This is a genomic window from Pseudonocardia hierapolitana (assembly GCF_007994075.1).
In the GTDB taxonomy this organism is placed as follows: Bacteria; Actinomycetota; Actinomycetes; order Mycobacteriales; family Pseudonocardiaceae; genus Pseudonocardia; species Pseudonocardia hierapolitana.
In genome coordinates, this window is record NZ_VIWU01000001.1 from 6521660 (window position 1) to 6543201 (window position 21542).

The window sequence follows — 21542 nt, forward strand, 5'->3', positions numbered from 1 at the left end:
GGACTCGCGGACGTGGCCACGGCAGTCACACGGTGAGAGCGCGTCGACACAGCGTTGTGGCATGGCGAGCTTGCGTCGGGACTTCTCGGTCTTGGTATCGCCGCCTGCTCTGACCGATCGGTGGACGGCGATCGAGGGCGAGATCGGCGGGTCTGCGTCGGGGCGGCCGTCGAGGTCAACCTCGTGCCAGTGCGCAGTTCACACCGAAGCGGTCGCGAAGGAGGGCGCGATACACGGCCACTGTTCGCTGGCGCCGGCCAGCGCTAGCCTGGGCGCTTCCGCACGACGAAGGGGAGGGGCGGGCGATGGCCGCGACCGAACCAAGCCAGGTGATCGAACAATTCACGGAGTGCTTCAACTCGGGTGATCTTGAAGGCCTCGCCTCGCTGTACGAGGACGGAGCCGCCTTCATACCGGAGCCGGGCACGGTGAGCTCAGATGCCGCCGGATTGCGGGCAGCGCTCCAGGGCTTCCTGGAGACGAAGGGAACGGTAACCATCGTGTCGACGTCGGCAGTGGTCAAGGGCGACCTGGCGCTGACGCACAGCCACTGGCGGCTGGACATTCCCGGCGGCGAGGCGATGGAACACACGTCGGCTGAGGTGGCCCGCCGTCAGCCGGACGGGACCTGGAAGTACGCCATCGACAATCCCTATGGGGGCGAAGTCCTCGGCTGACCTGGCTGATCGCTAGTGCTCGTCCCTGGGGCGCCAGGCGCCAGGTTGAGTGACTACTGAGTGGCAACCGATGCGACGCAGCGTGGACGGGTACCGGACGTCAACGAACAGTTGACGTGCACAGACGGCGCAGGCCGCAGTACCCCGGATCAAGATCAGTGCCTGGGGGTGCGCAGGTTCAAATCCTGTCGTCCCGACGGCCTTTTCTGCGATGCCGAGCGCGGCGAAGGCGCACGGACCCATGTCGCTGCTCCGGGTCGGCTCGGTCACCCCGCGACCGGGCGGGCAGGACCCAGCGGGAGCTCGGCCTGCAGGGTGGTGCCCGCACCGAGCGGGCTGCGCACCCGGAGCCGGCCGCCGAGTGCCTCCGCGCGGTCCTTGAGCCCGACCAAGCCGGAGCCGCCGGCGAAGTCGGCACCGCCGCGGCCGTCGTCGCGCACAGACACCCGCAGCATGTCGCCGGCGTTGCCGGCGTCGTCCTCGGCGGTGTCGATGTTGATGTCGACGTGGACGACGGAAGCGTCGGCGTGCTTGGCCGCGTTGGTCAGCGCCTCCGCCACCAGGTAGTAGGCGGCGATCTCGATCGGCTCCGGCAGCCGCCCGTCGACGCGCACGGTTAGCTCGACCGGGACCGAAGAACGGCGGGCGAGGCCCTTCAGCGCCGGGCGCAGCCCGGCCTCGGCGAGGATCGCCGGGTGGATGCCGCTGGCCAGCTCGCGCAGCTCGTCCAGCGCGCTGGTCGCTTCCACTGCCAGCTCGTCCAGTTGGGCCGCCAGCTCGTCGGCCTCCGGCGGCGCCACCGCCTGTATCGCGGCCTGGGCGGTGCGCGCTCGGATGGCCAGGGAGACCAGCCGTTGCTGTGCGCCGTCGTGCAGATCCCGCTCGATGCGCCGGCGCGTCTGGTCGGCCGTGGCGACGATCCGCGCCCGCGACGTGGTGAGCTCGGCGTACAGCTGGGCGTTGTCGAGGGAGACGGCGAGCTGGCCGGCGATGAGGCGGACGGCGTCGAGCCGCTCGATGCTGAACGCTCCGCGGATCAGGCGGTTCTCCAGTACCAGTACCGCCCTCAGGGTGCCGCGGCTGAGGATGGGCAGGGCCAGCAGCGAGCAGTGGTCGACGCCGGCGAGGTATGGGTCGCGGGCGAAGCGGTCGTCGCGGGTGGCGTCGTTCACGACCAGCGGTTCACCAGTCCGCTGGGCGTAGCGCAGCACGGACATAGGGATCGCGTGTTCGTTCCCGGTGCCGCTGATCGGGACGGGGCGGCCGCCCGGTGCGGGCAGCAGCCAATCTTGGCGGTCCTCGCCCCACAGCAGCAGCTGTACGCCGGTGGCACCGGTCATCGTGCCGAGCACCTTTGCCACGTGGGCGTGCAGCTGCTCAACACTGGTCTCGGAGCTCAGCGCCTGCGACGCCGACAGGATGCCGAGCAGATCAAGAGTTCCCGACGTGACAGTGACCCGCTGATGAAGGACATCTTCGGGCTGGCCAGGGGTCTGCTCGGTGATCACGTCAGGGTGCGGGTTCAGGCTTGGGTAGGCCCAGTCCAGCTGACCAGCTTTCACGGTCGCGCCCCATGCGACGTAGTGCTGGCGGGCTTGGGCCAGCAGCTCGTAACCAGAGTGCTCGAGGCCGTGTGCGAGATGGAAGCGGGCCGCGCGTTCGGCGATCAGGGCTCGATGCCACGGCCGCCGACGCTGAGCGACCTCCCGCCGCGCGGCGTCGAAGGCGAAGGCGGCGGCGCGAAAGTCCCCGATGGTCCACGCACGTTCGGCCTCGAGCCATCGCAGCAGGTGCAGGAAGTTGTCCGGCGCGTCCGCAGCCCGCGCGGCCAGCCATCGCGTCACATCGTCCAGTTCGAACAGCAGATGGCCGCGTTCGTCGCCGTCCGTCGTGCGGGCCTGCCCGGCCACTGCCATCCCGCGCAACACGTGGGCGACGGCGCTCGAGTAGATGCCCAAGGCGGCCGGCGGCAGCGGCATCACCGCCGCGGTGTGCCGCGCCAGGCCGGCCGGATCGCCGAAGATGGCTGCGACGATCGCGCGCGTGAGGTGCGCGTGGAAATGGGCCAACGGGTTGCCGGCATACCTGTCGATGGGGACCGCCTCCGCCGCGGCGGAGCCGCCACCCCACAGCACATGAACCAGCCACCGGTAGCTGTCGAGCCACTGCCCGGCCTGCTCGTTGCCGGTTCGGCGCGCGAAGACCACCCCCGCCTCCACCTCGGCTGCGTAGGTGTCCAGCGATGGCGCGCAGTCCAGCAGGCCAGTCACGGTTCGGTGGTAGGTGTAGCCGGCGTTGGCGAGATCGCCCCCGAAGATCAGCCCTTCCCGGGCCCGCTGAGCTGCATCGACATTGTCTTCGATCGGCTCGAACCAACAGGCGAGCATGGCGAACAGCGAGCGCGCCTGCGAGGTGAAGGGCTCGTAGCCGCGGGACTCGCCCAGCGCCAGGACGCGCCGCAACCCGCGGTACCCGGCGGCGTAGTCCCCGCGCAGCGTCACGGCGACGAAGGGCGCGTGGCTCGCTGGGCCGAGCAGACCGGGCGCCGGGCCGTGCTCGATCCAGATCCGCAGCGCCTCCAGGCTCAGCCAGGCGAGCGTGGCGTGGTCGGTGATGTAGCAAGCCGGGAGGATTGCGTTGAGCAGATGGGTGGTGGCGAGCAGTGTGGGGTCGGTGATGTCCGGCCGGGCCAGGTCGTCGGAGGCGCTGGTGTGGTCCAGCCACCGGTACAGATGCCCGAACTGGCGGTCGAGGTCGGCGGGGAGCCTACCGGCGGCCGGGACGGCGATGCCGAGTTCATGCAGCGACTCGATGCCCAGAGCGATCGCCTCGGCGAATCGGCTCCGGTAGGTGAGGCTTCTGACCTGCGCCGCCGTCGCGCCGGCGTGCTCCGTCGTGGTCGTGCACAGCCCTTTGATCGCGCGGTATTCCTCGTCCGCCTCCTCCAAGCGGCCAAGGCCGTACAGGGCGGCGTGCCGGCCGATGTGCACGGCGATCAGCGTGGCTCTGTCATCGCCGCCGATCAGCTGTGGTGCGGCGGCCAAGAGCTCGTTCACCAGGGCGTGATCCCCGATCAGCGCGGCTTGGTCGGCTGCGGCCCGTAGCAGTTCCACCACCAGCCGCCGCTCTGCGGCATCGTCCACTGCGCCGGCCACGGGCAGGTACTGCCCGGCCGCGGCCGCGAACAGCTCCGGCACGGCGGCCAGCCGCCGCGCCATGGCCAGGTGCAACGCGTGCCGCCGCCGCGGGTCCAGCCCGCCCACGACCGCCTCGCGGAGCCGGTCGTGGCGAAACCGCACCGCCTGATTCGGCCCGGGCTCGGCCACCAGCAGACCCTCCTTCAGTGCGGGCGCCAGCGCCTGCTCCACCACACCGACCGGCTTGCCGGTCGCGGCTGGCAGCAGGCTCAGGTCGGCCCGCCCGCCGAGGCACGCCATCGCCTCCAGAACCGCCCGGGACGGCGCGGGCAGGGCCTCAACTCGCGCCACCAGCAGCGCGGCGACCTCGAAGTGGCCCAGGCGGGCGTGCACGGCCGCCGCGTCCCACCGCCAACCGGCGGCAGTCGCGGTCAGCAAGCCGTCCCGACGCAGCGCGTCGAGCACCTCAACGGTCTCGTACGGATTACCCGACGTGCACGGACCGATCACCTCCGCCAGGACCGCCGCCGCGGCGCGGTCGACGTGCAGCATCTCGGAGATCATGGCGACTGAGCCGGATTCCGACAGGTTGGCCAGCCGCAGGTGCCGCACTGCGGCCTGGTCACGCCAGCGGGACAGCGGCGCCGCCAGCGGATGCACTGCGTCCACGTCGTCTTCGCGGTAGGCGCCCACCAGAAGCAGACCCTCGATCGGCTCCTCGCCCAGCACCAGGTCGACGAAGCCGAGCGGGGTGCGCCCGGCCCAGTGCAGGTCATCGAGGAACAGAACCACCGGCCGTTTCCGCGAGGCGACCGCGCGCAGCACCTTCACAGCGTTTTGCTGTGCCCGCACCTGCGCGGTCAGCGGATCCCCGGCATCGGGCGGCACCTCCAGCAGCGCCGCGAACTCCGGCACCGTCGCGGTCAGCAGACCCGCGTTCGGCCCGACCCCCCGCAAGATCCGCTCGCGGACCTCGGCCAGCTCGTCCTCCGGCTCGGCCAGCAAGAGCCGACCCAACGCGCGAAACGCCTGATAGACGGCGTCGAACTCCAGATCCCGCCGATACTGGTCGAACTTGCCGGCCACGAACCAGCCGTCCACGGCGGTCACCACCGGCCGCAGCTCATCGACCAAACTCGTCTTGCCCACTCCGGGTGCGCCGCTGACCAATACGCCACGAGACCGGCCCGCCAGCGCGTCCTCGAACGCCGCCTGCATCATCGCCATCTCGGCATCGCGTCCCACCAGCCGCGAGGGCGGAAGGAGCCACAGCGGAAGATCATGCTCACCGATGCGTACCGGACCCGCCGCCGGATCTGTCAGGGCGTCCCGCAGCCGATACAGGTCGTAGATCACGCCCTCGGCGGTCTGGTAACGGTTGTCTGGTTCCTTCTCGAGCAGATGCATGATGATCTCTGACAGCGACGCCGGTACGGCCGGATTCACCTCACTCGGCGGTACCGGCACCCGTGCCAAATGATCATGCGCTAGCCGCAACGGGTTGCCGGTGCCGAACGGCGGCTCGCCCGTTGCCAGCTCGTACAGCGTCGCGCCCATCGCGTACAGGTCGGCACGCTGATCCACCGACCGCCCCGTGCGCCCGGTCTGCTCGGGCGCCAGATACGCCAACGTGCCCACGATCTCTGTGTGGTGGCTGAACTCGGGACGGATCTCGGCCAACGGGGTGGCCAACGCGAAATCCACCAGACACGGGGCGCCCTCGCGGGAGATCACGATATTCGCGGGAGCGATGTCGCGGTGCATCACGCCCCGGCGGTGCATCCCCGCGACGGCCCCTGCCAACTCCACGGCGAGCCTGATCAGCGGACCGACAGCGAGCGGCGTCGCCGATGTGGCCAGGCTCGTGCCACGAACGTCAGCCATCACGATCGATCCGGCATACCGTGGCGTATCAAGTAGCTGCGCGACCCCGGCGAGCCCGCGTAGTCGATCGAGAATCGAAAGCTCATGCCCGAGCCGGCGGTCTGCGTCCGGTCCCAACGGCTCCTTCCGGATGATCGTGCGTCCAGAGAGGAAGAGCCGGGTGACGCGCGTGCGTTGGCTCTCGTGCAGGACTTCGGCCCGAGCAGGTGGACCTCGGCCTGGCAGTACTCCGCCTGGCTCCATCCGACACCTCCGGGCATGGTCGGACCTAGCTCATGCAGTGCCTACACCCAGACGCGGCATGGCGACTACCCCTGAGACCAGGGCGCTCGCGGCGCCGGCCGGCGGGACCTGCGCCGGCGGGGCGTTCCGGTGATCCGGTGATCCGGTCTCGTGCAGCGGTCGGGCGGCGCTGCGGCGGATCAGACCGTGGGCGGCTTCGCGAGCCGCGGCCTGCCATGCCGGTCAGCTTGTGCCGCCCCCAGCGAGGATCGTGCGTGGCCTCTGCGGCGTGGTTGCCAGGATGGCTGATGTCGCGGCGTGACATCAGGTGCTACGCTGATGTCACGCCGCGACAACAGCTACGAGTGAGGTCGACGTGGACGACACCGCGGGTGCAGATCAGGCTTAGTCAAGCGAGTTCGACCCGGTCGGGCTGCGCCAGAAGTACCGGGAGGAGTGGGACAAGAGGCTTCGGTCGGACGGCAATGCGCAATATCTGGAACAGGCGCTCAGGACCATTCCCGAGGCGGTTCGCACTTCGGCCGGCGGCGGCCTCGTCGTCACGACTGTCATGAAGGCCCGCGAACGTGGCCTGCCCGCTCCTGCGGCGATCATCGCCTTTCTCGGCGAGCCTCGACCTGACCCTCAGCAGCGGGAGCATGAGCGGCAAGGAGGGCATCGATCCGATCTTCACGCGCGAGACGCCGAGGCCGGTCCTCGCCATGTACTGTCCCGGAGAGGATGTACATCAGCCACTGCTGAGTCCCGCCCTCACCGCCGACCTGACCGGATTCCCGCCGACATTGCTCTACATGACACCGCTAGGGTGGAGGCCATGCCCCGCTGGGAACAGGGCAGCGCGGACCGACTGACGAAGGCCGCCCTGGAGCTGTTCGAGGAACAAGGTTTCGAGAACACGAGCGTCGTCGAGATCGCCGACCGCGCGCGTGTCACGACCCGCACGTTCTTCCGGTACTTCCCGGACAAGCGCGAGGTGTTGTTCGCCGAATCGGACCGCCTACGCACGGCGCTCGTGCAGGCGATCCTCGATGCTCCCGACGTCACGGAGCCGCTCCAGGTAGTCACCGCCATCCTGGCGGAGTTCGACTGGAGCGTCCCCGGCATCGAACTCCAGCGCCGGCGTCACGCTGTGATCGCGGCTAATCCAGGACTGTTGGAACGCGACCTGATCAAGCAGAACGACATCGCGATCGAGATCACCCAAGCCCTGCGGCGGCGCGGAGTCGAGGAGAATGCGGCCCGACTCGCAACGCGCGTGGGTATCCAGCTGTTCGCGACAGCGTATGCTCAATGGGTTGAGAGGGATGGCGGCGCCGACCTGAGGAAACTCACCGACGCCGCGATGGATCTCCTTCAAACCCTCGTGCCGGCCAATCGGGTGGTCGATTAGTCGGGGAAATCGCAAGCGCTTTGACTTCTGTTGCTTGCGTCATACTGAAGAGCCATCCGATTGCTGTCGCAACGTACGCCGTCGCGCGGCGGTCGCGCCATTCTCTTCTCCATCGTCCGGGCCCCGTCGGGGCCACGATCTGAATCGAGGTTTCTCCCATGAGCGCGAGGAAGAAGGCGTCACGCCTGCTGGTCGGCCTGGTCGCAGGGGGGACGACCGTCGGGGCACTGTTCGTGGACGCCATCCTGCCGGAGACAGCCCGACAGCACATGCGCAATCCCCACTGGCCCGCGCACGCCAAATTCCACAACGCTCAGTACATCGTCATGAGCGCAGTACTCGGTAGTGTCGGCCTGCGACTGCTGAGTTCACCGAACGGAAATCCGGACCATAATCGGGTGATTGCCACCGCGATCTTGTCTGTGCCGTATGTAGGCATGTTCGGCGCCGCCGCCTTCCCGGGCACCGCGCTGAGCGACGAAGAGTTCAGCGACTCGCCGGCGAACAGAGTCATGGGTGTCGAGGTCAACATCCTCTCAGCGTCAATCTGCCTGGCCGTGCTCGGAACCTCACTCGCACTGGGGCGCCGCGCCCGCTGAGTTGTGCAAGGCAGACGTTGCGGTTCTTGTCGTCCTCGACGTCGAGGGTGACCGGTCGCCCGCCGCGTGACCACCGGCGGGCCCGGTTGCGCTTCCGATCCTGGGGCTCAGGAATCGCCGCGGTGTTCCCGCGGCGGCAGCGTCGCGCGCACCGCCTGGTCAAGCTCATCCACGGGTATCGCGGTGCCCGCGACGAACGCCTCCAGGCGCACATCGACGAATGCGGCCCGCCGTACGCGCTCTCTACCCCACATCGCTGGCACAAACGCGGTGATCGGTATCGCGACCGCGAGGTCGCTGCCGTGGTTCTTCGCCGCCTGGTGCTGGCAGGGGGTCGCGCTGGCAGGCGGCGCAGTCGCGGGCGGTCAGCTACCCCGGTGAAGGTGCGGGTTTGCGGGCCCGGACGATCGCCGACGCCGCGTGCTGGTGCACCCGGTGGGTCTCGACGATCTCCACGTCCACCAGTCCGGCGTCCACCAGCGCCCGCGTGAACTCGGCGTGGGTCAGGGCGCCGGCGACGCAGCCGGTCCACTGGCCCATCGCAGCCCGGGTCTGATCGTCCACGTCCGGATCGGCGATCACATCCGACACCGCGAACCGGCCGCCGGGCCGCAGCACCCGCGCCGCCTCCCGCAGCACCACCGCCTTGTCGGCAGCCAGGTTGATGACACAGTTGGAGATCACTACGTCCATGCTGGCGTCGGGCAGCGGGATCTCCTCCAAGTAGCCGCGCAGGAACTCCACGTTGTCCACCCCAGCCTCGGCGGCGTTGCGGCGGGCCAGATCCAGCATCTCCAGGGTCATGTCCAGCCCGAACACCCGCCCGCCTGGTGCCACCCGCCGCGCGGAGATCAGCACGTCCGCGCCGGCCCCCGAGCCCAGATCCAGGACGACCTCGCCGGGCCGCAGCTCAGCGACCGCGGTCGGCACCCCGCATCCCAGCGACGCCGCGACCGCCGCGGTCGGGGCGCCCGCGGCTTCGCCCGGCTCGTAGAGCTGGCCGCCGAAGGCCACTTCGACCTGCCCCGGCCCTGGTCCGCAGCCGCCGGGCCCGCAGCACCCCGCCTCGACCTCCACGGCGCGCGCTCGTTCGTGCTCGCCCCGGGCTGCCCTGGTTGCGGCCTCGGCGTAGCGGGCCTGCACGGCCGAGCGGACGCGCTCCGCGACCCCGCCGCCGGCCTGCTGGTCTGGATGCTCGCTCATCGTTCACCTCGTCTGCATCGACGATTGTCGAGACAGAGGTTGCGCCGCTGAATCGAAACCTGTCAAGGTAGACGAGTGTCGAAGCAAGAGCAGGAGCTGATCGAGCTTTCGCAGCTGTCCTCCGTCGTCGGGTGCGGCGCCCCGCTGGCGCGGGAACCGATCCCGGCCGAGCAGGCGATCGACCTGTCGCGCGCGTTCAAGGCGCTGGGCGACCCGGTGCGGCTGCGGCTGGTGTCGCTGATCGCCTCCCACGACGGCGGTGAGGCGTGCGTGTGCGACCTGACTGCGGGCTTCGACCTGTCCGGGCCGACGATCTCGCATCACCTGAAGGTGCTGCGCGAGGCCGGGCTGATCAGCGGCGAGCGGCGCGGGACCTGGGTGTACTACCGGGTCGAGCCGGCGGCGCTGGCCCGGCTGTCGGACGTGCTGGCGATCGAGCAGGGCGTCCGCGCGTGACCAAGAACGATCAGCTGGAGGCGGAGCCTGTCGCGGCGCGGCTGTCGACGCTGGACCGGTTCCTGCCGGTGTGGATCCTCGCCGCGATGGCCCTCGGGCTGGCCGCTGGCCGGCTGGTTCCCGGACTCGGGCCCGCGCTGGACGCCGTCGCCGTGCAGGGTGTCTCGCTGCCGATCGCGCTCGGCCTGCTCGTGATGATGTACCCGGTGCTGGCGAAGGTCCGCTACGACCGCCTCGACACCGTCACCGCCGACCGCCGGCTCCTGGCTGCCTCGCTGCTGCTGAACTGGGTGCTCGGGCCGGCGCTGATGTTCGCGCTGGCCTGGCTGCTGCTGCCGGACCTGCCCGAGTACCGCACCGGGCTGATCATCGTCGGGCTGGCCCGCTGCATCGCCATGGTCATCATCTGGAACGACCTCGCCTGCGGCGATCGCGAGGCCGCCGCGGTGCTGGTCGCGCTGAACTCGGTGTTCCAGGTCGTCGCGTTCGCCGCTCTTGGCTGGTTCTACCTGGATCTGCTGCCCGGCTGGCTCGGCCTGCCCCAGGCCGCGCTCGACGTGTCCCCGTGGGAGATCGCCGCATCCGTGCTGGTGTTCCTCGGCGTCCCCCTGGTGGCCGGCTACCTCTCGCGCCGGCTCGGGGAACGCGCCAAGGGACGCGTCTGGTACGAGGACCGGTTTCTGCCCCGGGTCGGGCCGCTCGCCCTCTACGGGCTGCTGTTCACCATCGTCATCCTCTTCGCCCTGCAGGGCGAGGCGATCACCTCACAGCCGCTGGGCGTCGCGCGGATCGCGCTGCCGCTGCTGGCCTACTTCGCGGTCATGTGGCTGGGCTCGCTCGCCCTCGCCCGAGCGATCGGACTCGGCTACGAGCGGTCGGCGACGCTCGCGTTCACCGCGGCCGGCAACAACTTCGAACTCGCCATCGCCGTCGCCATCGCCACGTTCGGTGTCACCTCCGGGCAGGCGCTCGCCGGGGTCGTCGGCCCGCTGATCGAGGTCCCGGTCCTCGTCGCCCTCGTCTACGTGTCCCTGGCGTTGCGTCGGCGCTGGTGGCCCGCCTCGGCCGCGGCGGAGCGGCGGTGACCGTCCCACCCGCCGGGCTGCAGCGGCCCCGCCTGCTGACCGACGTCGCGGTGCCCGAACGCACCGTGACCGGCATCGCGGCCCGGTTCGCCGAGACCTTCTCCGAGCAGATGATCTACCGCGACGTCTTCGAGTCCTGCACCGCGCCGCGGCGCACCGCGACCGTCACCACCCACCTGACAGGGCTGACCCGACGGTTCGCCACCGACCGGCTCACCGCCCTCGCCCACGCCGAAGGAGCCCTCGTGTCCGACGTCCCCGAGGTCCTGTTCGTCTGTGTCCACAACGCCGGCCGCTCCCAGATGGCCGCCGCCCTGCTCGACCACCATGCCGAAGGCCGTGTCCACGTCCGCTCCGCCGGCTCCGCGCCGGCCGATCAGATCAACCCGGCCGTCCGGGAAGTCATGGCGGAGATCGGCCTCGACCTGTCCAGGGAGTTCCCCAAGCCCCTCACCGACGACGTGGTCCGCGCCGCCGACGTCGTGATCAGCATGGGCTGCGGCGACGCGTGCCCCGTCTACCCCGGCAAGCGCTACCTCGATTGGGAGCTGACCGACCCGGCCGGCAAGACCGCCGAGGAGGTCCGCCCCATCCGCGACGACATCGACGCCCGGGTCCGCGCGCTACTCGCCGAGCTCACCGCGCCCACCCCGGCCGACAACTCGACGTCATGACACCGTCGGTGCTGTTCGTCTGCGTCAAGAACAGCGGCAAGTCGCAGATGGCCGCCGGGCTGATGAGCAAAGCCGCCGGCGACCGCGTGATCGTGCACTCCGCCGGCATCGCCGTGACCTGCATAGAGTCCGCCGGTGAGCGAGTTGCCGGGCATCGCAGGGATCGAGTATCCGGTCCGCCCGATGCTCGCCGTGCCCGCGCTGCAGCTGCCCAACGGCCAGCCCGGTCAGTGGGCCGCGGAACCGAAACTCGATGGCTTCCTTGACTGAACTTCGGGATCGGGTGAGCCGTCGGGCTTCCGCTTTCGGCAACGACTCTCCCGCGAATGAGCAGCCGCGCCCTGATCAGGAGCGCACCCTCAACAGGCAGCGCACCGCGACTCCGCGTCCACGGCGCTAGAGCCGGGCGTTCCAACTGCGGTCTTCTTTGTCGCGCTCAGCAAGCGGACTGCAATCATCCTGCCTCCTTTGAAAGAATTGACCTGCATTGGCACTGTTCCGAGGCGGTGGGCACGGCAGAGCGCACCCTCGGCTGCGCCGTCTATTCGCCGGAAGGAGCGGGAGGCGGGTGCGGTAATGCTAACCTTCGGACTTCTGAGCGTATCAGCGGACCGCCTTAGAGTGCCTGGAGTTGAATATTGCGGAAGGCGACAGCGCCGGTATGAGCTTGGAGTCCGACGAAACTGGGCGAGTCGGGCTTGCTCGGCAGGCCGCGTCCAGGGCTCGGGTTGTTGAATTGTGTTACCTGCACGCCATTGAGATGAACGGTGTAGGTCTGACCCTGGACGCGCATCTCGTAGGCGTTCCATTGTCCGACTGGTAGCGCCGGCTGGAGATTGAAAGCCTGATTGGGCTCGCCGTAAATCGCCCCGGTCCGGTGCTGGTCGGCGCCGTCCGGTGCGCCGGTTTCGTCAATTTGGATCTCGAATCCGAAGTCGACCGCAACGTAAGCAGTGTTGTTATAGCCCTTGCTATTCGGGTTGGGGAAACGGATGAAGACTCCGGAGTTGTTGTTGGGCTGCGCGAGTCGCCATTCGCAGCGGAGAATGAAGTCCGCCGGGGCTGGAGTAGTGGACCACAGCAGCCCGAGGTCTCCGCCGGGGTTGGCCTGCAAGACGCCGTTCGTGGCCACGAAGGTGCCTTGGCCGGCCATCTCCCACCCGTCGAGGTTGGTGCCATTGAACAGGTCGCGGGGCGCCTCGCCTGGCCTGGGGGCGACCGGGATCAGGTGGTTGGCCAGTCGGCGACCGAGGGCGATGCTGGTGAGCATCGGGTTGGGTGAGCCCACGGTGGGCTGGAGGGCGGGTCCGAGGGCATAGCAGTTGGCCACGGCATGGAAGCGGGCGTTGCTGTCGGTCACCGAGCTGCCCGGGTCGTCGCCCATCCTTAGCGTGCCGGCCTCGTGGTGAGTGGTGCCCAGGCCGTCGTGGCGTTGCGGGCCGGCGAGCACGGTGGAGGGCGCCTGTCCGGCCTGTACCGGCACGAAGCCGTTGGGGGTCTGGACCTCGTAGGGGCTGCCGCCGGCGAAGACCCGCGCCGTCTGGTCAGCGGCGGTATCCATGGCCTGCCAGAGCAGGTTGTCCCTGGCGGTGGGCTGGAGCTGCACGAAGGCGCGCTGGTCACCGAATAGGGGGTCGATCTCGGAATCCTGACCGACGAAGCTGTTCGGGTTCTGTGGTTCCATCTCGCCGATGCTGCGGATGGTAATGACGACGTGGGTGTCGGAGGCCGACATGAACCGATTCAGGGTGTCGATGTCGGGAATCTTCTTGAATAGCTCGGCCTCGGAGTCGGTGCCGAGCGCGCCGAGGCCGGCGGCGGTGATCTGCATGTGGAAGTGGCCGACGTCATTGCCGGCGAACTGATGGCGACACTTGCAGAACAGCGCTGCCGCCTGCAGGTTGGGCTCGGCTCCCGCCAGGTTCGCCAGCGCGTTGCGGGGAATGCGGATGGTGAGGTTCGAGCGCAGGTGGGCCATCAAATTGCGGCCGATTTCCTGCGCCCCGGGCAGCCCGCCGAACGAGTTGAGGGCGAGCCGAGCGCTCTCGATCGTGCCGAGTGCCACGATCACCTTGCCGTTGGCCGGCACCTGCACCAGCCCCTGATTGGTTTCCACCGCGGCGACCCGGCCGCCCTGAACTTGCAGCCGGTTGACGTGGCAGTTGGGCACCACCATGAGCCGCTTGCGCGTATCGTTGTTGGCCTCGTTCTGGGCGGATCTGGCTGCCTTCATCAGAAGCGGGAGGCTGCTGAACTTGTTGAACGGGAAGAACCCCGGCAGCGTCTGGCCTTGGACGGCCAGCGGCGCCTCCAGTTTGAGCAGGTTCTTCAGCTCCTGAACCGACAGGCCGGCCGTTCCGAGCGGGTTGCCGAGCAGCTCGCGAAGCGCCGCGGCGGCGGCGTTCGGGTTACCGCGCAGCACTGGGCGGTCGGGCAGGTTGCCTAATGGGATCGCGTCGACGACGGCGCCGTTGTTGACTCCGGAGAAGAGGGTTTGGCGGAGCGCGTTCTGCAGTGACCCGAAGATGAAGTCGTTGGTCTCCTCGGTACCGATCTGCGCAGCGCTCTCGGCAAAGTAGCGGTTATTGAGATCGTCGACCACTGCTTGGGGCCAGCGGCCGGACGCGTTCGCGGCGGTCGGCATCTCGTCATCGAGGAGCTGCGGGGACCAGCCACCGAAGAACAGGGACCGGCCGCCCAGGCAGTAAGCGAGCCCTTGGAACGGTGTGCTGGAGTGCCATGCCAGCCCCCACACCTCGGCCCGCGGCTGCCCATCGAGGCCCTGGCTGCGCAGCTGCGCGATGCTCGTCGCCGGCGGCGGGACGCCCAGCCACTGCAGCGGCATATTCTGCACGTGCTCGGGCAGGGCCAGCGGGCCGCCCTCAAGCACAAGGATCCGGTGCACCCGAGCCTGATCGTTGGTAAACAGATCCTGAGCCAACGCGCCGCCGAAACTGCCGCCACCGACTACGATCAGGTCGAACGGCCGCCCGCCAAGCGCGACGCTCATCATCGCCTCGTCGAGCCCGTTGCAGACGTAGCGACCGGGGATGTCGATGGAGAAGTCGGTCCGTTGGGGTCGTGGACTAGTCGGCATGATTCCCCTCCGAGACTGCTCAATCTGGCGCTCGTCCAGTGGTCCGACACATCCCCGGCGCTCGCGCAGACTTGCGTCAGGACCGAGTGCGACGTCGTCCAGCCCGATACCTCTCGGGCCTCTTGGCCACCCGTTTGGGCCAACGATGAGAGACAGTCGGAGCCGTCGGCACGCCGTGCTCGCCTCCGTCGGCGATCGGGAGGGGACGTGGGCGCCCCGCACGCTTGACGCTGGTGGGCAGCCATCCTCGCCATCGCCGGCACCGACACGTGCGCTCGAAGCCCTACGCCGCCCGTCGGGCCGTTCTGGAGGACCTCCTGGGCGGCAGCTCCCGCACGGCCTCGTCCTGATGCCCATGACCATCGGCCTCGACGTCGCCCGCGCTTGGATGCGCAACCACACCAACGCTGGAGTCGAAGCGGTGGTCGTCAAGCACCTCGCCCACACCTACCGCCTCGGCGAAGGCCGGCCTTGGTTGAAGATCCGCACCAGCTGCCGCTGAAGCCACCGTGGGCGGGGTACTCGGCTCGCTCGAACGCCCCGAAGCACTCATCCTCGGCCGACCCGACCCGACCCGACCCGACCCGACCCGACCCGACCCGCACGGCCGGCTGCGGGTCGTCGGCCGTACCGGGCGCCTGTCACCCGCGGCGCGCACCGAGATCGCCGCCCTGCTGACACCCATAGCCACCGTCCACCCCTGGCCGCCGACCATCCCGTCCAGCTGGTTCGGACAGCTTCCCAGCAAACCGGCCACCGACCAGCCCGTCCTGCCGGATCGGGTCGTCGAGCTCGACGTCGACACCGCCTTCGAACATCACCGGTGGTGCCATGGAGCGCGGTTCGTCCGTGTCCCCTCGGACCTACATCCCGCGGACGTTCCGACGTTGGCCCCCTGCCGGACGCCAGACATGCGGAGCTCAGTGAATTGCTAGTCGCTGCATCGCCCGAGTGGAGCGCATGCGTGTCCGACTGTTATCCGCCAGCAGTGATCCTTAACGCGCGCCTTCACGAGATTGCCGCAGCGCTCAGTCCCGTCAGGCTCCGATGAGTTCCAGCCGGGTTGCGAGTCTGATCTGGTGAGCGACCGGCACGGAGCCGATCGGTCCACCACCGGAGGTCACCATGTCCGCCATCACCGCCACCCCCACCGCCGCCACCTCGTCCGTCCCGACGGTCGGCTCGCTCCTGCGGGACGGGGCCGTCGCCACCGTCCTCGCCGCGGTCGCCACCGCGGCCGTCGCCGCCGCCGGTCAGGCGGTCGGGTTCAGCCTCGACGTCGCCGGCGCGTCGATCCCGGCGTCCGGGTTCGCCACCCTGACCGTCATCTTCTCGGTCATCGGCCTGCTCATCGCCGTGGGCCTGCGCCGGTTCGCCCGCCGCCCGCGCACCACCTGGATCCGCACCACCGTGGCTCTCACCGTTCTCTCCCTGGTGCCGGACGTGCTCGCCGACGCCGCCACCAGCACCAAGGTGCTCTTGATGGTGACGCACCTGGTGGCCGCCGCGATCGTGATCCCCGCGGTCGCCCGCCGGCTGCGCGCCTGACGCCGTACCCGTACTGGATCTCGTCGAGGTCGCCGGCCCGTCGCCGGTGGACCGGCGCAAGCAAGGAGCATGAAATGGCGTGCCGGCGACGTCGATCCGCAGTGGTCGCTGGGCGTCAAACAGGAGCGAATCTGGAGCGGCATGCCCCCGGCTTTGGCTGGACCGGCATATGAGGTCGATTTCCTTGTCTGGATCTCACCAAATGGGCCAAGGGTGGCCGACGTCGCATGGGGTCGGTTAGGGCATCGGAGCCGTCGCGACGCCGTGTTGCTCCCGTCAGACCCCACCGTGGTGGTGACGCTGTAGGGACTGCGGGCGGGATCGACGACCCGCGCCAGCACGACTCCGCGATCAACGGTCTGCTCCACGAGCTGCGCAAGCGGGGAGCGTCACGTCCGACTACAGCGGTCGGCGGCGCGAACCGCGGGTGGCGCACGTCGTCGAGCAGACCACGATCGACTGGATCGACGGCGGGCCGCACCTCAAGGCCTACGTCACCGTGCCCTTCGGGACGCTCGTGACGGCGGTGTCGATGACCAGATGCCTCCGGTCCCGCGGTTTCGTACTCGCGCTGGACCACCTGCTGCCAGTTCGGGAGCGTCAGGCCGGGAACGTCGACGGTGCGGTTCTCGACCCGGGCGTGATGCTCGTGCGGAGGGGCTCAGCTCGCGGCGCCGCTCATCGCCTGCCGCAACGCGAGGGCGTGGTCGGCGAGGAACTGCGAGAAGGTCCGTGGCGGGAACCCCGTGAGCTCCCGCACCGCAGGGGTCGTCCCTGCGAGCGCCCCGGCGGCGACGTCGGCGGCGAGCGCGGCGACGTCGGCGGAGAACCGCTCGGGCAGGCCATGCGCACGCAGCGCCGCGGCCATCTCCGCGGGTGCCATGTCCACGTAGGACACGGTGCGGCCGGTCACGGCCGAGATCTCGGCGGCGATCTCCTCGTGCGACAGGGCTGCCGGCCCGGTGAGGACGTGGGTGCCGCCGCGGCGCGCCGGGTCGGTGAGCACGGTGGCGGCGCACGCGGCGATGTCGGCGCAGTCGACATAGGAGATGCGCCCGTGGCCGTAGGCGCCCACGAGGTCGCCGTCCGCGGTGAACGCCCCGGCCCCGGTGACGAAGTTCTGCATGAACGCGTTCGGCTGCAGCACGGTGGCGGCGAGCCCGGATGCGGCGAGGTGGCGCTCGATCTCGCCGTGCGCGCCCTCCGCGAGCAGCCGGCCGGGCGCCGCCCGCCACACCGAGATCTTGACGACGTGCCTGATCCCCGCGGCCGCGGCGGCGTCGATCGCGGCGATCTGCCGGCGGACCATCGGTTGCGGGCCGTCGGTGGGCTCCGCGCCCCCCGCGTTGAGGAAGAGCTGGCCGGCGCCGGCGAAGGCGGCCGCGAGCGATGACGGTTGTCGAAGTCGCCGTGGACGAGCGGGCAGTCCAGGTCCGCGGTCCGGGGTCGCGCACCATCGCGCGTAACGGTTCGGTCGGGCAGCAGCGCCTGCTCGATCTCGCCGCCCGAGGCGACGTGCTCGACTCCTGCCTGTACACGGCACCGGGCCGCTACGGGGGCGGTGGCGCGGGCACGACCTGGCTGGTGGGCTCGGCCGAGGACGTCGCCGCCGCGTTGCGCCGCTACGCCGACCTGGGCGTCACCCACTTCGTCCTCTCCGACACGCCCTACCGGCACGAGGTCGCCCGTATCGGTGACCGGTTGCTGAGCCTGCTCCGCACACCGCAGAAGGTCTGAGACCGCAGCGCTGAGCAACTCGTCGAAATGTCCGGGAGCAGACGCGGGCCCGCCGGTAACGGATTTCTGGCATTCGCGATCGCCGGCACATCCAGTTGAGCCGTACGCCCGTGCTCACCCAGCGCCAGCCGCCATTCCTGGGCCCATCCGCATGGCCGCCCGATACATCGTGAACAGGTCCAGCAGCGAGGCCTCGTATCGCGCCGCGGACGAGGACGAGTCGGGCCCAACCGTCCGAAGCCATCCCTGGCGGCGTGTCAGCTGCCGCCCGGCGGCCGCGAGCGCGGAACTCGTCGACGGCGCGACCTCGCCCGCCCCGGTCAGATCCACCAGCACGAAACGTGCACCGCCGATCAGCAGCCCATCCACTCTCTGTCGCAACTCGGCGACGCCCTCGTCGCCACACACACCGATCACCTCGACGAAGGCATGGTCCCGATCCGGCTGAACGGACATGATCCGCACGCCCGATCGGTCGCGAGCGCTGTTCTCCGGCTGCACGGCTCCGCGCATGGTGTCCCCTATAGCTGGCAAGCATGAACGTGCGGAGCGCCGGACGAAAGATCAAAGCCCGGGGACCAGGGACCGTGACAATGCCCGCGCGTGCGCTCACTCGGCAGCGGCGATTGGACCGCTGTTCAAGGATGCTACGAGGGCCGGACGGCGACGGCAACACGGCGATGAGCCTCGCCTCCGACAACCCCGCAGCGCGCCTCCGAGCCGCCCACCTCCGCTCGACCCTCCTGCATCGGCAACGCGCGCGAATCCGAATGGTTCGAATGCCCGCGCTGCACCGGCAAGCCGTTGCGAGTTTCATTGAGCAACGACCGCGCCATGTGATTGCGTCACACCGTGACGACGACTTTGCCTTGGGCATGCCCGTCGATCAGGTATCGGATGGCGGCGGGGGTCTCGCTCAGCGGGTAGATGCGGTCGATGGCCGGAGTTACCTCATCGGACTCGATGAGGTCGGTGAGCACCATGAGGTCGGACGCGTTCTCCGAGTTGGCGAGCATGGTCAGCGTCTGCCGCACGAAGCGGGACAGCAGCGGCGCCCGTAGCGACCGGTCGAAGCCGCCCAGCCATCGTCCGCCGGTCTCCGACCCGATGATGACCAACCTGCCCGTCGCGGTGAGGGCGCGCCGCAGGTGGGTCAGCGAGCGGTGCCCGCCGATGTCGAGAACGACGTCGTAGCGTTGCCCGTCGTCCGCGATGTCGCCGACGGCGTAGTCGATGACGTTGTCCGCGCCCAGGGAGCGGACCAGGTCCACCTTCGCCCTGCTGCACACCCCGGTGACGTGCGCTCCGTACGCTCTCGCGACCTGCACGGCGAACGTCCCGACGCCTCCCGAGGCGCCGATGATCAGCACCTTCTGTCCCGGCTGCACCTGCCCACCGTCGCGGACTGCCTGCAGGGCGGTGAGGCCCGAGATCGGGACGGCGGCAGCCTGCTCCGCTGACAGGTTTCTCGGCTTCGGTGCGAGCTTGTCCGCGGTGGCCACGGCGTACTCGGCGAAGGCACCGTCGGCGACGCCGTACACCTCGTCGCCGGGCCGCAGTCCGGTCACGTCCGCGCCGACCGCCTCGACGCGCCCCGCGACATCCGAGCCGCGGACCCTGGTCCTGGGCGCCCGCACCCCGCAGTAGCCGATGACGCGCAACAAGTACGGCAGGCCGGTCATCAGGTGCCAGACGCCCCGGTCCACGCCGGCAGCGCGCACCCGCAGCAGCACCTCGCCCTCGCCGATCTCGGGTCGGTCGATCTCGGCGAGGCGCATGACGTCCTCGGCCTCACCGTAGGAGTCCTGCACGATCGCCTTCATCGCCACCGCCTCGGCCGTCCCGTGTCCCGTCGCACGGTTGCGCTCCTCAGTACTGATGACTCTCCCATCTCTCCGCTGGTTGCGATGGCGGTCGTTCTGCGGCGCGCCAATCTTCGTCTGCGCGACGGCCCGTTCGCCGACGACGTCGGCGGTCTGCCCGCCCAGGAAGTGCAGGATGCTCCCCCCGGCTCTCGAAGCCGGCCTGCTGGCTGCGATGAAGTCCGGGGCGGGCCCCTGGAACCACGTCGCGGTCATCCAGCCCTCGTCGGGGTCCCACACGGTGGCGAAGCGGGTCCCAGCCACCCGCGTCGCGCCGCAGCACCCCGGTTCTCGGCCAGCTCGCGCAGCGCCCATCTGTTCTCGTGGTTCGTCGCCACCTCGTCGCGTCTCCCGGCGGTTGCTCGCGGCCGCGCACTCGCGGGCGGCCGTCGACCGAGTCGCCCCCCGCCGTGCCTACCGCAGCGTTGGGTATCGCCCGCGCCATGACCGTCACGCCGAGGTCGAACGGCGGCGCGGCCTCCAATCCGACCGTGCGCCGGTTGGTGCTTTCCGGTCCGGCGTCGAGCACTCCGGCGTCGACGCCCGTGCCCCCGGCCGCGAGGACGGCGTTGTCGCCCTCCACCTTGTCCGCGGTCGTCAAGTGCTGTTGGGCCGTTCGGGTCGGTACATGTGCAGGCCGTTACCAGGCCATCGGCTCACGTGCCCTTCCCGAGTGCACTTGCATTCCCGAGTTGCATCTGCATGCCGCGGACGTGATCGTGCTTCTTGTGGGCGACCCGGATGTGCCAGGCCATTCGTCATCGCAGCGGCGACTCCGGGGTTCCTCGGTTCTGACAGTCACAGTCACGTGCTGCGGCGACAAGCGCGCCCATGAGGTCCCAGATCTCGAACTCGCCGCTGCCGTACAGCGACGCGACGGAAGGGTCCGAGCGATCTGCGGACACGTATTGGCCGCGGCGCCCATGGCTGCGCCGGACGGGCCTCCCTGCTCGCTGTGCGCCGCGATCCGGTCGGCTCGGCCAACCGAGGCCACGCGCAGAGGGCGTCGGTGGCTCCGTCGCCTCCTGCCCTTGGGCAGCGCTAGATAGCCGATGGCCACCCCGATCCGATGCCGACGCAGGAAGTCGGGGTCGGACGACACGGCCCGGCATCAACAACCGCGCACGGGACAACCATCACCGCCCCCCGACAGCATCATGATCATGGTCTACGGCTGCAGCTCTCACTCGGGAGCGGGCCCAGTCAGTGGTGCCGGTGTGGCGTTCCTCGGAGTGTGCACCAGTAGGCGACTTGCTCTGCCGCCGTCATCTCGGTGGGGGAGGCAGGACCAGCAGCCGTGTCCGAAACAGGCAAAGGATGTGTCCGGCTCGGGAAAGACGAGTGCCCCATTCGTCGCCTTGACTCCGTCCTGCGGGGACCGCGTGGTTTCGCCGGTCCCGGAGAGGAGCGGAGACGATGGTGTCCGAGGTGGGAACAGAGTTCTGGCGCGGGCTCGCGCCGATCACCGACGCGCTGAAGCCGGACGCGCAGCCCGAGGTGTTCCACCAGTTCGCGCCGATCGAGGACGAGCGCTACTACGTCCCGCTGAGCCCCACGGTGGGCTCGCGGCCGCTGTGGATCTCGCCCCGGGACAACCGGTGGGCCGACATCCTGTGGGCGCGCTCGGCCGGGCTGGTCAACCGGCACTACCACCCGCACGAGGTGTTCGCCTACACGATCTCCGGCAGGTGGGGTTACCTCGAGCAGGAGTGGACGGCGACGCCGGGCTCGTTCGTCTTCGAGACGCCCGGCGAGGGGCACACGCTCGTCGCCTATGAGTCCGACGAGCCGATGCGCTGTTTCTTCGTGGTCAAGGGGCCGCTGATCTGGCTCGACGAGAACGGGGAGAGCTGCGGCCACTTCGACGTCCACGACTACCTCGCGCTCTGCCGCAAGCACTACGCGGAGACCGGGCTGGGCGCCGACGTCATCGACACGCTGATTCGGTGA

The 21542-nt window shown here is 69.6% G+C and carries 18 protein-coding genes and 1 pseudogene; 13 read left to right on the plus strand and 6 right to left on the minus strand.

Annotated features, from left to right (window positions below):
- Window positions 1-305 precede the first annotated feature (305 nt).
- Window positions 306-677 carry a YybH family protein gene (locus FHX44_RS30940; protein ID WP_147259010.1) on the plus strand — a complete coding sequence of 124 codons (372 nt, stop codon included), beginning with the start codon at window positions 306-308 and terminating at the stop codon, window positions 675-677.
- 266 nt (window positions 678-943) lie between these two features.
- Here the strand turns inward: FHX44_RS30940 and FHX44_RS30945 are convergent, their stop codons facing one another.
- Window positions 944-5815, minus strand: a complete 4872-nt coding sequence (locus tag FHX44_RS30945) for an AAA family ATPase (RefSeq protein WP_170309101.1) — start codon at window positions 5813-5815, stop codon at window positions 944-946.
- A gap of 692 nt (window positions 5816-6507) precedes the next feature.
- On the opposite strand from FHX44_RS30945, the gene FHX44_RS44335 reads away from it, so the two are divergent.
- From FHX44_RS44335 to FHX44_RS30960, 3 genes are all read left to right on the plus strand, one after another.
- On the plus strand, window positions 6508-6792 hold the full coding sequence (locus FHX44_RS44335) for an alpha/beta hydrolase fold domain-containing protein (protein ID WP_425469161.1): 285 nt from the start codon (window positions 6508-6510) through the stop codon (window positions 6790-6792).
- Window positions 6756-7331, plus strand: coding sequence for a TetR family transcriptional regulator (locus FHX44_RS30955; protein WP_147259012.1), 576 nt, complete (start codon window positions 6756-6758; stop codon window positions 7329-7331). The genes FHX44_RS44335 and FHX44_RS30955 overlap by 37 nt, the downstream gene beginning before the upstream one ends.
- Before the next feature lie 158 nt (window positions 7332-7489).
- Complete coding sequence (locus tag FHX44_RS30960; protein WP_147259013.1) at window positions 7490-7930, plus strand: DUF6640 family protein; 441 nt, start codon at window positions 7490-7492, stop codon at window positions 7928-7930.
- A gap of 369 nt (window positions 7931-8299) precedes the next feature.
- Here FHX44_RS30960 and arsM read toward each other — a convergent pair whose 3' ends face one another.
- On the minus strand, window positions 8300-9133 hold the full coding sequence (gene arsM / locus FHX44_RS30965; RefSeq protein WP_147259014.1) for an arsenite methyltransferase: 834 nt from the start codon (window positions 9131-9133) through the stop codon (window positions 8300-8302).
- A 75-nt stretch (window positions 9134-9208) separates the two neighbouring features.
- Here arsM and FHX44_RS30970 point away from each other — a divergent pair, with 75 nt between their 5' ends.
- The 5 genes and pseudogenes from FHX44_RS30970 (at window position 9209) to FHX44_RS43925 (ending at window position 11618) form a co-directional block, all read left to right on the plus strand.
- Entirely contained in the window at window positions 9209-9589 is a 381-nt protein-coding gene (locus tag FHX44_RS30970) for an ArsR/SmtB family transcription factor (protein WP_147259015.1), read from the plus strand.
- Entirely contained in the window at window positions 9586-10674 is a 1089-nt protein-coding gene (gene arsB, locus FHX44_RS30975) for an ACR3 family arsenite efflux transporter (RefSeq protein ID WP_212612724.1), read from the plus strand. The genes FHX44_RS30970 and arsB overlap by 4 nt, the downstream gene beginning before the upstream one ends.
- 65 nt (window positions 10675-10739) lie before the next feature.
- Window positions 10740-10889: pseudogene (locus FHX44_RS44055) on the plus strand (hypothetical protein); the annotation flags it as partial.
- Between the two features lie 30 nt (window positions 10890-10919).
- On the plus strand, window positions 10920-11348 hold the full coding sequence (locus FHX44_RS30980; protein WP_281287959.1) for an arsenate reductase ArsC: 429 nt from the start codon (window positions 10920-10922) through the stop codon (window positions 11346-11348).
- Window positions 11349-11483: 135 nt separating this feature from the next.
- Window positions 11484-11618, plus strand: coding sequence for a hypothetical protein (locus tag FHX44_RS43925; RefSeq protein WP_281287972.1), 135 nt, complete (start codon window positions 11484-11486; stop codon window positions 11616-11618).
- Between the two features lie 346 nt (window positions 11619-11964).
- Here the strand turns inward: FHX44_RS43925 and FHX44_RS30990 are convergent, their stop codons facing one another.
- Window positions 11965-14445: a 3-keto-alpha-glucoside-1,2-lyase-like domain-containing protein gene (locus tag FHX44_RS30990; protein WP_147259016.1), complete on the minus strand. Its 2481-nt coding sequence runs from the start codon at window positions 14443-14445 to the stop codon at window positions 11965-11967.
- Window positions 14446-14800: 355 nt separating this feature from the next.
- Here FHX44_RS30990 and FHX44_RS42380 point away from each other — a divergent pair, with 355 nt between their 5' ends.
- Both FHX44_RS42380 and FHX44_RS30995 read left to right on the plus strand, forming a co-directional pair.
- On the plus strand, window positions 14801-14947 hold the full coding sequence (locus FHX44_RS42380; protein ID WP_170309102.1) for a DNA ligase-like domain-containing protein: 147 nt from the start codon (window positions 14801-14803) through the stop codon (window positions 14945-14947).
- A 623-nt stretch (window positions 14948-15570) separates the two neighbouring features.
- Window positions 15571-15993 (plus strand): DUF6069 family protein, encoded by a 423-nt coding sequence (locus tag FHX44_RS30995; RefSeq protein ID WP_147259017.1) that lies wholly within the window; start codon window positions 15571-15573, stop codon window positions 15991-15993.
- A 661-nt stretch (window positions 15994-16654) separates the two neighbouring features.
- Here FHX44_RS30995 and FHX44_RS31000 read toward each other — a convergent pair.
- Complete coding sequence (locus FHX44_RS31000; RefSeq protein ID WP_246171019.1) at window positions 16655-17419, minus strand: NmrA family NAD(P)-binding protein; 765 nt, start codon at window positions 17417-17419, stop codon at window positions 16655-16657.
- Here FHX44_RS31000 and FHX44_RS31005 point away from each other — a divergent pair.
- A complete protein-coding gene (locus FHX44_RS31005; RefSeq protein ID WP_246171068.1) occupies window positions 17383-17730 on the plus strand; it encodes a hypothetical protein in 348 nt (115 codons plus the stop codon). The two genes, FHX44_RS31000 and FHX44_RS31005, sit on opposite strands and share 37 nt — an antisense overlap.
- Window positions 17731-17844: 114 nt before the next feature.
- Here FHX44_RS31005 and FHX44_RS31010 read toward each other — a convergent pair whose 3' ends face one another.
- Both FHX44_RS31010 and FHX44_RS31015 read right to left on the minus strand, forming a co-directional pair.
- On the minus strand, window positions 17845-18231 hold the full coding sequence (locus tag FHX44_RS31010) for an STAS domain-containing protein (protein WP_170309103.1): 387 nt from the start codon (window positions 18229-18231) through the stop codon (window positions 17845-17847).
- A 344-nt stretch (window positions 18232-18575) separates the two neighbouring features.
- A complete protein-coding gene (locus FHX44_RS31015; RefSeq protein ID WP_246170683.1) occupies window positions 18576-19808 on the minus strand; it encodes an NAD(P)-dependent alcohol dehydrogenase in 1233 nt (410 codons plus the stop codon).
- Window positions 19809-21008: 1200 nt separating this feature from the next.
- Here FHX44_RS31015 and FHX44_RS31025 point away from each other — a divergent pair.
- Window positions 21009-21542: a 2,4'-dihydroxyacetophenone dioxygenase family protein gene (locus FHX44_RS31025; protein WP_147259021.1), complete on the plus strand. Its 534-nt coding sequence runs from the start codon at window positions 21009-21011 to the stop codon at window positions 21540-21542.

Bases quoted from the DNA above. Each gene is read 5' to 3' on its own strand.
- FHX44_RS42380 (WP_170309102.1), top strand. From the start codon at position 14,801: ATGACCATCGGCCTCGACGTCGCCCGCGCTTGGATGCGCAACCACACC.
- FHX44_RS30995 (WP_147259017.1), top strand. From the start codon at position 15,571: ATGTCCGCCATCACCGCCACCCCCACCGCCGCCACCTCGTCCGTCCCG.
- FHX44_RS30955 (WP_147259012.1), top strand. From the start codon at position 6,756: ATGCCCCGCTGGGAACAGGGCAGCGCGGACCGACTGACGAAGGCCGCC.
- FHX44_RS30990 (WP_147259016.1), bottom strand. From the start codon at position 14,445: ATGCCGACTAGTCCACGACCCCAACGGACCGACTTCTCCATCGACATC.
- arsM (WP_147259014.1), bottom strand. From the start codon at position 9,133: ATGAGCGAGCATCCAGACCAGCAGGCCGGCGGCGGGGTCGCGGAGCGC.
- FHX44_RS31015 (WP_246170683.1), bottom strand. From the start codon at position 19,808: ATGACCGCGACGTGGTTCCAGGGGCCCGCCCCGGACTTCATCGCAGCC.
- FHX44_RS30940 (WP_147259010.1), top strand. From the start codon at position 306: ATGGCCGCGACCGAACCAAGCCAGGTGATCGAACAATTCACGGAGTGC.
- FHX44_RS31005 (WP_246171068.1), top strand. From the start codon at position 17,383: ATGACGGTTGTCGAAGTCGCCGTGGACGAGCGGGCAGTCCAGGTCCGC.
- FHX44_RS31025 (WP_147259021.1), top strand. From the start codon at position 21,009: ATGGTGTCCGAGGTGGGAACAGAGTTCTGGCGCGGGCTCGCGCCGATC.
- FHX44_RS30960 (WP_147259013.1), top strand. From the start codon at position 7,490: ATGAGCGCGAGGAAGAAGGCGTCACGCCTGCTGGTCGGCCTGGTCGCA.